The sequence below is a fragment of the Streptomyces sp. iso_384 genome (assembly GCF_056172905.1).
This window is the reverse complement of sequence record NZ_JBWBTT010000001.1, coordinates 5,356,517-5,372,205: the sequence shown is the minus strand read 5'-3', so window position 1 is coordinate 5,372,205 and position 15,689 is coordinate 5,356,517. Positions and strand designations below refer to the sequence as shown.

Annotated in this window: 11 protein-coding genes; 6 read left to right on the top strand and 5 right to left on the bottom strand. The window is 69.6% G+C overall.

Annotated elements, in window-relative coordinates; translation table 11 throughout:
- The first annotated feature begins 82 nt into the window (after positions 1–82).
- The 6 genes from AC0VY3_RS24115 (at position 83) to AC0VY3_RS24090 (ending at position 8,731) form a co-directional block, all read left to right on the top strand.
- Positions 83–1,282: an ROK family transcriptional regulator gene (locus AC0VY3_RS24115; RefSeq protein WP_030079755.1), complete on the top strand. Its 1,200-nt coding sequence runs from the start codon at positions 83–85 to the stop codon at positions 1,280–1,282.
- A 120-nt stretch (positions 1,283–1,402) separates the two neighbouring features.
- Positions 1,403–2,515 carry a sugar ABC transporter substrate-binding protein gene (locus tag AC0VY3_RS24110; protein ID WP_103510284.1) on the top strand — a complete coding sequence of 371 codons (1,113 nt, stop codon included), beginning with the start codon at positions 1,403–1,405 and terminating at the stop codon, positions 2,513–2,515.
- Between the two features lie 361 nt (positions 2,516–2,876).
- Complete coding sequence (locus AC0VY3_RS24105) at positions 2,877–3,665, top strand: ATP-binding cassette domain-containing protein (RefSeq protein WP_030079750.1); 789 nt, start codon at positions 2,877–2,879, stop codon at positions 3,663–3,665.
- Positions 3,662–4,984, top strand: a complete 1,323-nt coding sequence (locus AC0VY3_RS24100) for a sugar ABC transporter permease (protein WP_181010950.1) — start codon at positions 3,662–3,664, stop codon at positions 4,982–4,984. Before AC0VY3_RS24105 ends, AC0VY3_RS24100 begins: the two co-directional genes overlap by 4 nt.
- Positions 4,985–5,148: 164 nt before the next feature.
- On the top strand, positions 5,149–7,062 hold the full coding sequence (gene dxs / locus AC0VY3_RS24095; protein ID WP_103510285.1) for a 1-deoxy-D-xylulose-5-phosphate synthase: 1,914 nt from the start codon (positions 5,149–5,151) through the stop codon (positions 7,060–7,062).
- A gap of 190 nt (positions 7,063–7,252) precedes the next feature.
- Entirely contained in the window at positions 7,253–8,731 is a 1,479-nt protein-coding gene (locus AC0VY3_RS24090) for an amino acid permease (protein WP_475551728.1), read from the top strand.
- 94 nt (positions 8,732–8,825) lie between these two features.
- On the opposite strand, the gene AC0VY3_RS24085 is transcribed toward AC0VY3_RS24090, so the two are convergent.
- The 5 genes from AC0VY3_RS24085 to AC0VY3_RS24065 all read right to left on the bottom strand — a co-directional run bounded on the left by AC0VY3_RS24085 (position 8,826) and on the right by AC0VY3_RS24065 (position 15,598).
- Positions 8,826–9,701, bottom strand: coding sequence for a hypothetical protein (locus AC0VY3_RS24085; RefSeq protein ID WP_475550572.1), 876 nt, complete (start codon positions 9,699–9,701; stop codon positions 8,826–8,828).
- Positions 9,702–10,481: 780 nt separating this feature from the next.
- Positions 10,482–10,898: an NYN domain-containing protein gene (locus AC0VY3_RS24080; RefSeq protein ID WP_475550571.1), complete on the bottom strand. Its 417-nt coding sequence runs from the start codon at positions 10,896–10,898 to the stop codon at positions 10,482–10,484.
- Between the two features lie 39 nt (positions 10,899–10,937).
- Positions 10,938–12,023: an LCP family protein gene (locus tag AC0VY3_RS24075; RefSeq protein ID WP_475550570.1), complete on the bottom strand. Its 1,086-nt coding sequence runs from the start codon at positions 12,021–12,023 to the stop codon at positions 10,938–10,940.
- 222 nt (positions 12,024–12,245) lie between these two features.
- A complete protein-coding gene (locus AC0VY3_RS24070; RefSeq protein WP_475550569.1) occupies positions 12,246–14,375 on the bottom strand; it encodes a 3-hydroxyacyl-CoA dehydrogenase NAD-binding domain-containing protein in 2,130 nt (709 codons plus the stop codon).
- Complete coding sequence (locus AC0VY3_RS24065; protein ID WP_103510291.1) at positions 14,372–15,598, bottom strand: thiolase family protein; 1,227 nt, start codon at positions 15,596–15,598, stop codon at positions 14,372–14,374. Before AC0VY3_RS24065 ends, AC0VY3_RS24070 begins: the two co-directional genes overlap by 4 nt.
- Positions 15,599–15,689 lie beyond the last annotated feature (91 nt).

Here is a 15,689-nt window from a genome sequence, read left to right as displayed (position 1 = left end):
AGGAAGCCGGGGTCTCATCGCTGCGGCCCCGGCCGGGGCGGTCCTCAGGGACCGCCCGCCAAGGGCAGGAGTGGATGAGTCGATGGAGACTCCCGGGTCGCAGACATCGCTGCACAGGGCCAATCTGGAGCGGGTCGTACGGGCCGTACGGATGGCGGGATCGCTCACCCAGGCGGAGATCGCCCGGAGCACCGGGCTCTCCGCAGCCACGGTCTCCAATATCGTCCGCGAACTGAAGGACGGCGGGACGGTCGAGGTCACCCCCACCTCGGCGGGCGGCCGCCGGGCCCGCAGCGTCTCCCTCAGCGGCGACGCGGGCATCGTCATCGGCGTCGACTTCGGCCACACGCACCTGCGCGTCGCCGTCGGCAACCTCGCCCACCAGGTGCTCGCCGAGGAGTCCGAGCCGCTGGACGTCGACGCCTCGTCCGCGGAGGGCTTCGACCGCGCGGAAGTCCTGGTCAAGCGGCTGATCGAGGCCACCGGAATCGGCCCGGACAAGGTGATCGGCATCGGGCTCGGCGTGCCGGGCCCCATCGACGTCGAGTCCGGCACGCTGGGCTCCACCTCGATCCTGCCGGGCTGGACGGGCATCAACCCCAGCGAGGAGCTCTCCGGCCGCCTCGGCGTGCCCGTGTACGTCGACAACGACGCCAACCTCGGAGCGCTCGGCGAGCTGGTCTGGGGCAGCGGGCGGGGCGTCAAGGACCTCGCGTACATCAAGGTGGCCAGCGGCGTCGGCGCCGGTCTGGTGATCGACGGGACCATCTACCGGGGCCCGGGCGGCACGGCCGGCGAGATCGGGCACATCACCCTCGACGAGTCGGGCCCGGTCTGCCGCTGCGGCAACCGCGGCTGCCTGGAGACCTTCACCGCCGCCCGCTACGTCCTGCCGCTGCTCCAGCCCAGCCACGGCCCCGGGCTCACCATGGAGCGGGTGGTCCAGCTGGCCCGGGAGGGCGATCCGGGCTGCCGCCGGGTGATCGGCGACGTGGGCCGCCACATAGGCAGCGGTGTGGCCAACCTGTGCAATCTGCTCAACCCCAGCCGGGTGGTGCTCGGTGGCTCGCTGGCGGAGGCCGGGGAGCTGGTCCTGGGGCCCATACGGGACTCCGTGTCGCGTTACGCGATCCCCAGCGCCGCCCGGCAGCTCTCGGTGCTCCCCGGCGCGCTCGGCGGCCGTGCCGAAGTGCTGGGCGCCCTCGCCCTGGTGCTCAGCGAGATGGGGGATTCAACCCTTTTGGAGAGCACCCTCCCCGCAGCGACTCCTGCCTTCACTTAGATAACGAATGGCACCGTTGTCATCTCGTTAAGGATTTACTCCTTGACGCTGACGCTGCGGCCGAGTTGACTTCCAGCCACCTCGGCCGCAACGTCGCGGCCTCGTCAGGGAGGTTCGAGAATGAACACGCGTATGCGTCGTGCCGCCGTTGCCGTTGCCGCCACCACGATGGCGATCTCGCTGGCCGCTTGCGGGAGCGCCAAGGAGTCCGGCGACAAGGCCGAAAAGAGCTCGGAGAAGAAGGGCGACGACCTGAAGATAGGTCTGCTGCTCCCCGAGAACCAGACGGCCCGTTACGAGAAGTTCGACCGGCCGATCATCGAGAAGAAGATCGACGAGCTCACCGACGGCAAGGCGAAGGTCACCTACGCCAACGCCAAGCAGGATGCGAACACGCAGGCTCAGCAGGTCGACACCATGATCACCAACAAGGTCGACGCCCTCATCCTGGGCTCGGTCGACTCCAAGGCGATCGCCAACAGCGTCAAGAAGGCCAAGGACGCCGGCATCCCCGTCGTCGCCTTCGACCGCCTCGCCGAGGGTCCCATCGACGCCTACACCTCCTTCGACAACGAAGAGGTCGGCCGGGCCCAGGGCACCGCCCTGCTGGAGGCCCTGGGCGACAAGGCCGACGGCGGCACGATCGTGATGATGAACGGCGCGATCACCGACCCGAACGCCGCGCTCTTCAAGACGGGCGCCAAGTCCGTCCTCGACGGCAAGGTGAAGTACGGCAAGGAGTACGACACCAAGGAGTGGAAGCCGGAGAACGCCAACGCCAACATGGAAGCGGCGATCACCGCGCTCGGCAAGGACAAGATCGACGGCGTCTACTCCGCCAACGACGGCATGGCGGGCGGTATCATCACCGCCCTCAAGGCCGCCGGTATCGACCCGCTCCCGCCGGTCACCGGCCAGGACGCCGAGCTGGCGGGCGTGCAGCGCATCGTCTCCGGTGAGCAGTTCATGAGCGTCTACAAGTCCTACCCCGCCGAGGGCATCGTCGCCGCGGAGATGGCCGTCGCACTCGCCAAGGGCGAGAAGCTCGACTCCATCGCCACCTCGAAGGTCGACAGCGCCAGCACGAAGGGCATCCCGACGGTCCTCGTCCCGGTCGTCTCGCTGACCAAGGACAACATCCAGGACACCGTCATCAAGGACGGCATCTGGACGCTGGACGAGATCTGCTCGGCCAAGTACAAGGCCGACTGCGACAAGATCGGTCTGAAGTAGGCCCTGAGGGGCCTGTCGTCACCTTCCCGTCCGCCGGGCGACGTCCGGCCGCCCTTCGGGCGGCGACGGGAAGGTGACGACAGACCCCCCGGGAACCGGCCCGCCCCCGAGCCGCCGGGTCCCGCCCGCCGCAACGCCCACCGCGCCCGCGCGAGGGCATGAGCGGCCCCACCGCCCGCGTACGCGAGCGCCGCACCCCGGCCCGCGCGCGCACGAAGCCTGTCCGGCGCCCCGCACACCAACCGTCCCGCTACCGGGCGGGGCGCCGGACGGAACGCTCACACCTCATCTGTTCTCTTTGCTCGACACCGCCGCGCCTTCCCCCGGGCGCGGCATCCCCGCCGGTCAGGCGGCGAAGGAGATGGTTCATGTGTCCGCTACGCCCGTGTTGGCGTTGCGAGGGGTCTCCAAGCGCTTCGGTGCCGTACAGGTACTCACCGATGTAGAGCTTGAGGTCCACGCCGGCGAGGTGGTCGCCCTGGTGGGCGACAACGGCGCCGGTAAATCAACGCTGGTCAAGACAATCGCCGGAGTGCACCCCATCGATGACGGTGTCATCGAGTGGGAGGGCAGGGCCGTGCAGATCGACAAGCCGCACGACGCCCAGAACCTCGGCGTCGCGACCGTCTATCAGGACCTCGCGCTGTGCGACAACATCGATGTCGTCGGCAACCTCTACCTCGGCCGCGAGCTGCGCAGGTTCGGAGTCCTCAACGAGGTCGAGATGGAGCGCCGCTCCCGTGAGCTGCTCTCCACGCTCTCCATCCGCATCCCGAGCGTCCGCATCCCGATCGCCTCGCTCTCCGGCGGCCAGCGCCAGACCGTGGCCATCGCCCGGTCGATGCTCGGCGAGCCCAAGCTCGTCATCCTCGACGAGCCGACCGCCGCCCTCGGCGTCGAGCAGACCGCCCAGGTCCTCGACCTCGTCGAGCGGCTGCGTGAGCGCGGTCACGCGGTCATCCTCATCAGCCACAACATGGCGGATGTGAAGGCCGTCGCCGACAAGGTCGCCGTGCTCCGGCTGGGCCGGAACAACGGTGTCTTCGATGTGAAGACCACCTCCCAGGAAGAGATCATCTCCGCCATCACGGGCGCCACGGACAACGCGGTGACCCGACGTGCGGCGCGCAACGCGGAGGTTTCCAAGTGACCACCGACGAGACCACCAACACGGTGGACAAGATCAGCACCTCGCTGGACAAGTCCGACGAGCCGCCGGCCGGCAACCCGGACGCGGCCGACGGCGCCGCGACGGTCGTCGACCCCCGTCTGCTCATCCGCGAACAAGGCCTCGCCGGATACCTCACCGAGTTCAAGCGCAAGATCAGCGGCGGTGACCTGGGCTCGATCCCGGTGGTCGTCGGCCTCGCGATCATCGCCATCGTCTTCCAGAGCATGAACTCCGAGTTCCTCTCCGCGAAGAACATCAGCGACATCGCGGTCACCATGGTCGCCACCGGCATGATGGCCGTGGGCATCATCTTCGTCCTGCTGCTCGGCGAGATCGACCTCTCGGTCGGCTCCGTCTCCGGTGTCTCCGGCGCCCTCGTCGCGGTGCTCAGCGTCACCCAGGGCCTGAACGAATGGCTGGCGATCCTCGTCGCCATCGTCAGCGGTGCGGTGATGGGCGCGATCCACGGCTTCTTCTTCGCCCGGATAGGGGCGCCCGCCTTCGCCGTCACCCTGGCCGGCCTGCTGTTCTGGCTCGGCTTCATGCTCCAGCTGCTCGGCGACTCCGGCACGATCAACCTGGACGGCGAAGGCGTGGTCGGCCAGCTGACCACGTACTACTTCACCGACGTCGCCGCCGCCTACGGGCTCGCCGCCATCGCGGTCGTCGGCTACTTCGCCGCGGCCTTCCTGGACACCCGCCGCCGCGAGGCGGCCGGCATCCCGGCCCGCCCGATCGCCGACATCGTGGTGCGCACCGCCGTCCTCGCGGTGTTCGCCTTCGCCGCCGCGTACATGTTCAACCAGTACCGCGGCCTGCCGCTCGCCCTGGTCCTCTTCCTGATCGTCCTGGTCGGCACGGACTTCCTGCTCCGTCGTACGGCCTACGGGCGGAAGATCTTCGCGCTCGGCGGCAGCGTCGAGGCCTCCCGGCGCGCCGGCATCAACGTCACCGCGATCCGCATCTCCGTCTTCTCCATCGCGGGGACCTTCGCGGCGATCGGCGGCCTGTTCTGGGCCTCCAAGATCGCGGCGGCCAACCAGGGCTCCGGCACCGGCGACCTCCTGATGAACGTCATCGCGGCGGCCGTCATCGGCGGCACCAGCCTCTTCGGCGGCCGCGGCCGCACCTGGAACGCGCTGCTCGGTGTCATGGTCATCGTCTCCATCCAGTACGGACTGTCGCTGGAGGGCATCGCCACGCCGATCCAGTACATGGTCACCGGCGCCGTGCTTCTCGCCACGGTCGTGATCGACTCCGTCACCCGGAAGACCCAGAAGACCGCGGGCCGCGCCTGACCGCGGAACCGCGCAGGTGCCCGGTACCCCACGGGGGTGCCGGGCACCTGCGCGTGCCCGGACGGCGGTGTTCGAACACAGGCTCCCGCTGCCCACGTCCGGCGGTGGAACATTAGACTCATCGGATCGGCACGCTCGATCAGCTCAAACGCAAGGAGGCACGGGTGGATCTGCTGACCCGCATCAAGGGACCGCGCGACCTGGACCGGCTCAGCCTCGGTGAGCTGGACCAGCTCGCGGAGGAGATCCGCACCTTCCTCGTGGACGCGGTGTCCAAGACCGGTGGACACCTCGGCCCCAACCTGGGCGTCGTCGAGCTCACCATCGCCCTGCACCGGGTCTTCGAGTCGCCCCGGGACCGGGTGCTCTGGGACACCGGCCACCAGGCCTACGTCCACAAGCTGCTCACCGGCCGCCAGGACTTCTCCCGCCTCAAGAGCAAGGGCGGCCTCTCCGGCTACCCCTCCCGCGCGGAGTCCGACCACGACGTCATCGAGAACAGCCACGCCTCCGGCGTCCTCGGCTGGGCCGACGGCCTCGCCAAGGCGAACGAGGTCCTGAAGAAGGACGACCACGTCGTCGCGGTCATCGGGGACGGCGCGCTCACCGGCGGTATGGCCTGGGAGGCGCTGAACAACATCGCCGCCGCCAAGGACCGCCCGCTCGTCATCGTCGTCAACGACAACGAGCGCTCCTACGCCCCGACCATCGGCGGCCTGGCCAACCACCTCGCCACGCTCCGTACGACCGACGGCTACGAACGGTTCCTGGCCCGCGGCAAGGACATCCTGGAGCGCACGCCCGTCGTCGGCCGCCCGCTGTACGAGACTCTGCACGGCGCCAAGAAGGGCCTCAAGGACTTCATCGCCCCGCAGGGCATGTTCGAGGACCTCGGCCTGAAGTACGTCGGCCCGATCGACGGCCACGACATCGAGGCCCTGGAATCCGCGCTCCAGCGCGCCAAACGCTTCGGTGGGCCGGTCATCGTGCACTGCCTCACCGAGAAGGGCCGCGGCTACACCCCGGCTCTCCAGGACGAGGCGGACCGCTTCCACGCGGTCGGCAAGATCCACCCGGACACCGGCCTGCCGATCTCCACCTCCGGCCTCGACTGGACCTCCGTGTTCGGCGAGGAGATGCTCAAGCTCGGCCAGGAGCGCGAGGACATCGTCGCGATCACCGCGGCCATGCTCCAGCCCGTCGGCCTCGGCAAGTTCGAGGAAGCCTTCCCGGACCGGATCTACGACGTCGGCATCGCCGAGCAGCACGGCGCGGTGTCCGCGGCGGGCCTCGCCACCGGCGGACTCCACCCGGTCTTCGCGGTCTACGCCACCTTCCTCAACCGCGCCTTCGACCAGGTCCTGATGGACGTCGCCCTGCACAAGTGCGGCGTCACCTTCGTCCTGGACCGGGCCGGCATCACCGGCACGGACGGCGCCTCCCACAACGGCATGTGGGACATGTCGATCCTCCAGTGCGTGCCCGGCCTCCGGATCGCCGCCCCGCGCGACGCCGACCAGGTCCGCGCCCAGCTGCGCGAGGCCGTCGCCGTCGACGACGCGCCGACCGTGGTCCGCTTCTCCAAGGGCGCGGTCGGCCCCGCCGTCAAGGAGGTCGGCAAGGCCGGCGGCATGGACATCCTGCGCCGGCCGAAGGCCTCCCGTCCGGACGTCCTGGTCGTCTCCGTCGGCGCGCTCGCCCCGATGTGCCTGGAGATCGCCGACCTGTTGGACGCCCAGGGCATCTCCACCACTGTCGTCGACCCGCGCTGGGTCAAGCCCGTCGACGAGGCGCTCGCCCCGCTCGCCGAGCGCCACCGGGTCGTCGTCACGGTCGAGGACAACAGCCGCGCCGGCGGTGTCGGTTCGGCCGTCGCCCAGGCCCTGCGCGACGCCGGGGTCGACGTACCGCTGCGCGACTTCGGCATTCCGCCGGTCTTCCTCGACCACGCTTCGCGCGGCGAGGTCATGGCCGAGATCGGACTGACCGCACCTGACATCGCCCGGCAGGTCACCGGACTGGTCGCCAAGCTCGACGGCCGCTTCGAGAGCTGCGCGGTCGAGCCCGCCCGCGACTGACGCGCTCGCCTTCGTACGGCCGGATGGGCCGGGCGAACCGCCCCTGTACGGGTGGTTGCCCGGCCCATCCGCGTGAAACGGGTCGGATGGCGCGATCCCGCGCCGAACCGGTCCGAATCATGGCGTTCACAACGAATGCGTGGAGGTAACGCAGGTGAGCGCGCAGGTCACACCACCCCGCGGAAACGGCATGTTCCGCACCAAGTCCGTCGAACAGTCGATCCAGGACACCGAGGAGCCGGAACACGCGCTCAAGAAGTCCCTCTCCGCCCTGGACCTGACGGTTTTCGGCGTCGGCGTCATCATCGGCACCGGCATCTTCGTCCTCACCGGCCAGGTCGCCAAGGAGACGGCGGGCCCCGCAACCGCCATCGCGTTCGCCGTGGCGGGCGTCGTGTGCGCGCTGGCCGCGCTCTGCTACGCCGAATTCGCCTCCACCGTCCCGGTGGCCGGCTCCGCGTACACCTTCGCGTACGCCGCGCTCGGCGAACTGGTGGCCTGGATCATCGGCTGGGACCTGGTGCTGGAGTTCGCGCTGGGCACCGCGGTCGTCGCGGTCGGCTGGTCCGGCTATGTCCGCTCACTGATGGACAACGTCGACTGGACGATGCCCGAGGTGCTCTCGGGTCCGGACGTGGCGGAAGGATTCGGCTTCGACATCCTGGCCTTCGCCCTGGTGCTGGTGCTGACCGTCATCCTGGTCGTCGGTATGAAGCTGTCCGCCCGGGTCACCTCGGTCGTGGTGGCGATCAAGGTCGCGGTGGTCCTCATGGTGATCGTCGCGGGCCTGTTCTTCATCAAGGCCGAGAACTACAAGCCCTTCATCCCGCCGGCCGAGTCCCAGCCCGCCGGTTCGGGCTGGGACGCACCGCTCGTGCAGCTGATGTTCGGTTACGAGCCCACCAACTTCGGTGTGATGGGCATCTTCACCGCCGCCTCCATCGTCTTCTTCGCCTTCATCGGTTTCGACGTGGTGGCCACCGCCGCCGAGGAGACCAAGCTGCCCCAGCGCGACATGCCGCGCGGCATCCTCGGCTCGCTGGTCATCTGCACGGTGCTCTACGTGGCGGTCTCGCTCGTGGTCACCGGTATGCAGAACTACAGCGAACTCTCCGTCAGCGCCCCGCTCGCCGACGCCTTCAAGGCCACCGGGCACCCCTTCTACGCCGGGCTGATCAGCTTCGGCGCGGCGGTCGGTCTCACCACGGTCTGCATGATCCTGCTGCTCGGCCAGACCCGGGTCTTCTTCGCGATGAGCCGCGACGGGCTGCTGCCGAGCTTCTTCTCCAAGACCCACCCGCGCTTCCGCACGCCCTACCGCCCGACGATCCTGCTCGGCGTGCTGATCGCGATCATCGCCGGGTTCACGAGCATCGAGGAACTGGCCACCCTGGTGAACATCGGCACGCTCTTCGCGTTCGTCGTCGTCGCCCTCGGTGTCCTGGTCCTGCGCCGTACCCAGCCGGACCTGCCCCGCGCGTTCCGTACCCCGTGGGTGCCGGTGCTCCCGATCGTCTCGGTGGCCGCCTCGGTCTGGCTGATGCTCAACCTTCCGGTGGAGACCTGGGTGCGCTTCGGCGCCTGGATGGTCCTCGGGGTGGTCATCTACTTCGTGTACGGGCGCTCCCACAGCCGGATGGCCGAAGAAGGACACCGGAGTTCGTCGTGAGAGGGGCCGACGACGTGCCGATGCCGCAAGGGGGAGCCCCCGGGTGTGGCCCCGGGGGCTCCCCCTTGCGCGGGAGAGCGATCGGCCGAGGCCGTCACACCGTCAGCTTGACGGCCTCGAACCAGTTGTTGTTGTCGGTGGTGCCGACGAACATGTACTCAGGTCGGCCGTTCTTGCAGAACTGCTGCCCCCAGCCGCCGTTCTGCATCTTGGCGGTGTGGCAGACGTTGCCCTTGCCGACGTTCATGGCGAAGCCCGTCAGGAACGGTGCGCCCGGCTTCGAACTGCCGATGTAGTTGTTCTTGCCGTCACCGACGACCGCTGTCCAGCTCGGAGCCCATTTCGCGTTCGAGGAACCCTCCTCGTGAAGCAGAGCGTTGGCCGAGGAGCCTTCGACGTTCCAGACCGCGATGTTGAGGGCCGTGATCTTCTTGCCCTGACCCGTTGTCCCGGTCATCGTCCCGTCACACACGGCCGTCTGCCAGCCCTGACCGGAGACGAAGGCGCGATAGCAGATGTGCCGCCCCTGCGGGTCGCTCTTGGCGAGGCCGGCCAGTGCGGCGGCCGCCGTCCCCGGTGGTGGGCCCGTCGCCGCCTTCTTCTCCGGCTTCTTCGCCGCCGGTTTGCTCGCCGAAGGACTCGGGGAGGGAGGCACGACCACCGGCTTGGGCGCCGGCGGGACGGAGGGCTTCACCGTCTCCTTCTTGCTGGGTTTCACGGAGGGTTTCGGCGACTCGCTGGTGTAGGTCTCCGGGGCAGGGGGACGTTGAGCGTCCAGAACCGTGCCCGCCGCGTTCTGGGTCTGGTCCTTCTCGGGCTTGCGGTCGTCGTCCTGCCCCGCTACGAGGAACGGCACCGAGATCAGGACCGCGCCGACGATCGCCGCGGCGGCCAGCATCGGCTTCTTGGGCCTGTTGCCGGGTGGCTCCTCGTCCGTGTGCGTCCCCGCACCACCGCCCGGAGACGCCACTGCCGTCGCGGCTTCCGGGGATCCGCCGGAGGCGGCTGCCGCGGCCGGTTCCGAGGAAGGCTCCGCCGCCGAAGCCGCGCCCGTTCCTCCGGCAGCGGCCGATGCGTCTGCCGAGGGCTTCCTCTCCGAAGGCTTCGGAGTGCCGGTACTGCGGAGGGCTGCGGCGTTGACAGGGGCCTCCGCCCCTTGCCTCTGCGAGGCCGGCTGCTCGGCTTCCTTCTCCTGCTCGGGTTCGCTCGTCGGGCCTTGTGCGCTCGCATCCGGGTCGGACGACGAGGACGGGGTTTCGGAGCGGCCGCGCTGAGCGGCCGGCGCCAGAGCGTCGCCGGGTTCCCCCGCACTGCCTCGCATGGTGACCGCCCGACGGACGGAGACCGGTGAACTCGCGGAGGCCCCAGTTCCGGAACCACCGCTCGTCCCGGACGTGGTCTGCCGCGGTGGTATGTGACCATCAGGATCGTGCTCTTGCGCCATGCGCTTTCCTTACTCACGTCTGGATCAGGAGCCATGTCGAGAACCGGCGCCGAGTGCACCTCGCCCAGGGCCTCACCCGGCCGGTCTCCGCAGGCCGAGTGAGTGAAGCGCCGGACACGGCAAGCGACTTCGGGTGCGACCGTGCGTACCGACGGGACACAGCGCGGGGCGCGGGCCGGCGTGCAGGGGCTCGTGGCACGCCTTGACGGCACGGGGTCGGGGACGACCGTACAGGAGTCCACCCTGCCGCAGGAGCCGCGCCTGCCTCTTCGATCCTGAAAGGGCAGCCTTTCCCCGAAATCTTCATCAGCCCGACATGCTCTCGTTTCCCGGCCGGCGCGGTGGACGTACCGTACGGGGCCCCACGCACCGGGCCCCGTACGCCTCGACCCGCTGCCGCAGTCCGCGGTCGGCGGTGACGACGACGCACTCCCGGTCCGGGCCGGCGGTGGCCGCCAGTTCGGCGATCAGGTCGTCACCGCTGCCGGGGGCCGATGCGACCCGCACCCCGGGCACGGAGTCGACGCCCCCGGCGGCTCCCTCGACCACCAGCACGATCTCCACCGGGCCGGGGAGCCCCGGCAGCCCGGCCGCCGCGTACGGGACCAGGGAGTCGCGCAGCCGGACGGCCGCCCCGTGCCGGTCGCGCCACCAGCCGTCGGGCACGGACCCGACCACATTGGCGCCGTCCACGATCACCAGCACCGCTTCGTCCTCGCTCATCCCGGCAGGGTGTCACGGGGAGAGCGGTACGACGGGCCGTCAGCCGCCGGTGGCGGGGGACTTCTTCGCGTCCCCGGGGATCGTGGCGTCCTCGCGGATCGCCTTCCACAGCTGACCGGCCTGCGGCTCAGCGGCGATCACCCGGTTCGGGTCGACCTTGTCGTACGCCACCGGCAGCATGATCGTCTCCATCGAGCCCGGGTCGACGCCGTTCATGGAGCGGGCGAACTCCGCCAGCGAGGTGAGCGAGGCGAGCCCGGAGTCGGTGGTGAGCGCCTTGGTGGCCGAGTCGGCGATTCGGTAGGAGCTCGCCGGACTGCCCAGCAGGTCCTGCGACTTGACCTCGCTCAGCAGGGCCAGCAGGAACTGCTGCTGGAGTCCGATGCGGCCGAGGTCGCTGCCGTCGCCGATGCCGTGCCGGGTGCGGACGTACGCGAGCGACTCGGTGCCGTCCAGCCTCTGCGGACCTGCGGTGAGGTTCAGCCCCGACGCCTTGTCGTGGATGTCCTGCGGTACGTCGACGGTGACGCCGCCGATGGCGTCGACCAGGTCTTTGAACCCGGAGAAATCGATCTCCAGATAGTGGTCGATCCGGACGCCGGACATCTTCTCCACCGTCTTCACCACACAGGCCGGACCGACCTGCGCGTAGACGGAGTTGAACATGACGCGTTCCTTGGAAGACACGGTGGATCCGTTGTCGCCGGCGCACTCGGGCCGGGTCACCAGGGTGTCGCGCGGGATGGAGACGGCGACGGCCTCCGACCGGCCCTCGGGTATGTGCACCACCAGCGCGGTGTCGGAGCGGGCGCCGCTGACGGCCCCGCCGCCGCCCAGCTCCCTGTTCTCCGCCCCGGCCCGCGAGTCCGAGCCGAGGACCAGCAGGTTCTGCCCGCTGGTGGGCAGCTTCTCCGGGCGGTCCTCGCCGAGCGCCTTGTCGATGTCGACGCCCTTGATGTTCCCGTCGAGCCGGCTGTAGAGCCAGTAGGCGGTGGAGCCGGTGGCGAGCAGCAGGACGCACAGGACACCGAGGGTGATCTTGAGGCCGCGGCGGCGCCTGCGGGGTCGCGCCTGGCGTCGGGAGGCGCGGGAGCCCGGTGTCGGTGTCGTCTCGTCGTTGCTCATGGTGTCGAGTCCTCAAGTCTCATCGCCCAGGAGGGCAGCGGAGTGTGTGGGGACTCGGGTGGGGGTGTGACCGGTCCGTGAATGTTCGACTGACCGAGCACTATAGAACAGTTGTCTGCGGGAATGGGCGTCCGGATGTCGGCCGGCTCGGCCGGATACGCGCTCGGGCCGTACAGGAGCAAGTCCTGTACGGCCCGAGCGCGTTGGTTCCGGGCGGAGTGGTTACGCCGGAACGCTCGCCACGCCCTGCGCGAGGAACGGCTTGCCGTTCACCCGCTGGGAGACGCCCTCACGGTCCAGGTACGGCGTGATGCCGCCCAGGTGGAAGGGCCAGCCCGCACCGGTGATCAGGCACAGGTCGATGTCCTGGGCCTCGGCGACGACGCCCTCGTCCAGCATCAGGCCGATCTCCTGCGCCACCGCGTCGAGCACGCGGTCGCGGGTCTGCTCCTCGGTGAGGACGGTGTCGCCCTGCTTGAGGAGCGCCGCGACCTCGGGGTCGAGGACCGGAGCGCCGGAATCGTAGACGTAGAAGCCGCGCTTGCCGGCCTTCACGACCGCCGCGAGGTTCTGCGAAACGGTGAAGCGCTCCGGGAAGGCGCGGTTCAGGGTCTCGGAGACATGCAGGCCGATGGCCGGGCCGACCAGCTCCAGGAGCACCAGCGGGGACATCGGCAGGCCGAGCGGCTCGACGGCCTTCTCCGCGACCCCGACCGGGGTGCCCTCGTCGATGACGTTCTGGATCTCGCCCATGAAGCGGGTGAGGATGCGGTTGACGACGAACGCCGGGGCGTCCTTCACCAGCACCGCGGTCTTCTTCAGCTTCCGGGCCACACCGAACGCCGTCGCCAGCGAGGCGTCATCCGTCTGCTCGCCGCGCACGATCTCCAGCAGCGGGAGGATCGCGACCGGGTTGAAGAAGTGGAAGCCGACGACGCGCTCGGGGTTCTTCAGCTTCGACGCCATCTCGGTCACCGACAGCGAGGAGGTGTTGGTGGCGAGGATCGCGTGCGCCGGGGCGACCGCCTCGACCTCCGCGAACACCTGCTGCTTGACGCCGATCTCCTCGAAGACGGCCTCGATGATGAAGTCCGCGTCCGCGAAGCCCTCGGCCTTGTCGAGGACACCGGAGACCAGGCCCTTGAGGCGGTTGGCCTTGTCCTGGTTGATGCGGCCCTTGCCGAGCAGCTTCTCGATCTCGGCGTGGACGTAGCCCACACCCTTGTCGACGCGCTCCTGGTCGATGTCCGTGAGGACGACCGGGACCTCCAGGCGGCGCAGGAACAGCAGCGCCAGCTGCGAGGCCATCAGGCCCGCGCCGACGACGCCGACCTTGGTGACCGGGCGGGCCAGGTTCTTGTCCGGGGCGCCGGCCGGGCGCTTGGCGCGCTTCTGGACCAGGTTGAAGGCGTAGATGCCGCTGCGCAGCTCGCCGCCCATGATCAGGTCCGCGAGGGCCTGGTCCTCGGCGTCGAAGCCGGCGGACAGGTCGCCGTCCTTGGCCGCGGCGATGATGTCCAGCGCGCGGTACGCGGCCGGGGCGGCGCCGTGCACCTTGGAGTCGGCGATGGCCCGGCCACGCGCGACGGCCGCGTCCCAGGCCTCGCCGCGGTCGACCTCGGCGCGCTCAACCGTGACCGAGCCCTTGAGCACGTTCGCGGTCCACACGAGCGACTGCTCCAGGAAGTCCGCACCCTCGAACAGCGCGTCCGCGATGCCGAGTTCGAAGACCTGCTTGCCCTTGAGCTGACGGTTCTGGTTCAGCGAGTTCTCGATGATCACCGAGACCGCGCGGTCCGCGCCGATCAGGTTCGGGAGCAGCGCGCAGCCGCCCCAGCCGGGGACCAGACCGAGGAAGACCTCGGGCAGCGAGAACGCCGGCAGCGCCTTGGAGACGGTGCGGTAGGTGCAGTGCAGACCGACCTCGACACCGCCGCCCATGGCCGCGCCGTTGTAGTACGCGAACGTCGGGACCGCGAGACCGGAGAGGCGGCGGAAGACGTCGTGGCCGCCCTTGCCGATGGCCAGCGCGTCCTCGTGACGGCTCAGCAGCTCGACGCCCTTGAGGTCGGCGCCGACCGCGAAGATGAACGGCTTGCCGGTGATGCCGACACCGGTGAGGGTGCCGTCGGCGGCCTCCTTCTCGACCTGGTCGATCGCGGCGTTCAGGTTCGCCAGCGACTGCGGTCCGAAGGTGGTCGGCTTGGTGTGGTCCAGGCCGTTGTCCAGCGTGATGAGCGCGAACCGCCCCGCGCCGAACGGCAGGTCCAGGTGACGTACGTGCGCCTGGGTGACGACCTCGCCGGGGAACAGCTCGGCCGCACCCTTCAGAAGCTCAGTGGTGGAGCTCACTTGTTGCCTCCGTCAGCGTTGAAGTGCGGGTTCTCCCAGACGACCGTGGCGCCCATGCCGAAGCCGACGCACATCGTCGTCAGGCCGTAGCGGACCTCGGGCTGCTCCTCGAACTGGCGGGCCAGCTGCGTCATGAGCCGGACGCCGGAGGAGGCCAGCGGGTGGCCGTAGGCGATGGCGCCGCCGTACTGGTTGACCCGGGCGTCGTCGTCGGCGATGCCGTAGTGCTCCAGGAAGGCGAGCACCTGAACGGCGAAGGCCTCGTTGATCTCGAAGAGACCGATGTCCTCGATGGACAGACCGGCCTGGGCCAGCGCCTTCTCGGTCGCCGGGATCGGGCCGTAGCCCATGACCTCCGGCTCGACGCCGGCGAAGGCGTAGGAGACCAGGCGCATCTTGACCGGGAGGCCCAGCTCGACTGCGACGTCCTCGGCGGCGAGCAGCGAGGCGGTGGCGCCGTCGTTGAGCCCCGCGGCGTTACCGGCCGTCACACGGCCGTGGGCGCGGAAGGGGGTCTTGAGGCCCGCGAGGGACTCCATGGTGGTGCCCGGACGCATCGGCTCGTCGGCGGTGACCAGGCCCCAGCCCGTCTCACCGGCTTCGGCGTTGGTGCGGCGCACCGATACCGGCACCAGGTCCTGCTGGATCTTGCCGTTGGCGTACGCCTTGGCGGCCTTCTCCTGCGAACGCACCGCGTAGGCGTCGGCGCGCTCCTTGGTGATCGTGGGGTAGCGGTCGTGCAGGTTCTCCGCCGTCATGCCCATGAACAGGGCGGACTCGTCGACCAGCTTCTCCGACACGAAACGCGGGTTCGGGTCGACGCCCTCGCCCATCGGGTGGCGGCCCATGTGCTCGACGCCACCGGCCACGACGACGTCGTACGCGCCGAACGCGATGGAACCGGCCGTCGAGGTGACGGCGGTCAGCGCGCCCGCGCACATGCGGTCGATCGAGTAGCCCGGGACGGACTGCGGCAGACCGGCCAGGATTCCGGCGGTACGGCCGAGCGTCAGGCCCTGGTCCCCGATCTGCGTGGTCGCGGCGATGGCGACCTCGTCGATCTTCTTGGGGTCCAGGTCCGGGTTGCGGCGCAGCAGCTCCCGGATGGCCTTCACGACGAGGTCGTCGGCGCGGGTCTCGTGGTAGATGCCCTTCGGGCCCGCTTTGCCGAACGGGGTGCGGACGCCGTCGACGAAGACGACGTCCCGGATGGTACGAGGCACGGTGGCTCTCCTCCAGGGTGCGGGATGGCACTGCTGCGGGGCACGCCACGGGGGCGCACCGCCTGCCATCATGCTACTTGCGGGTAACCAG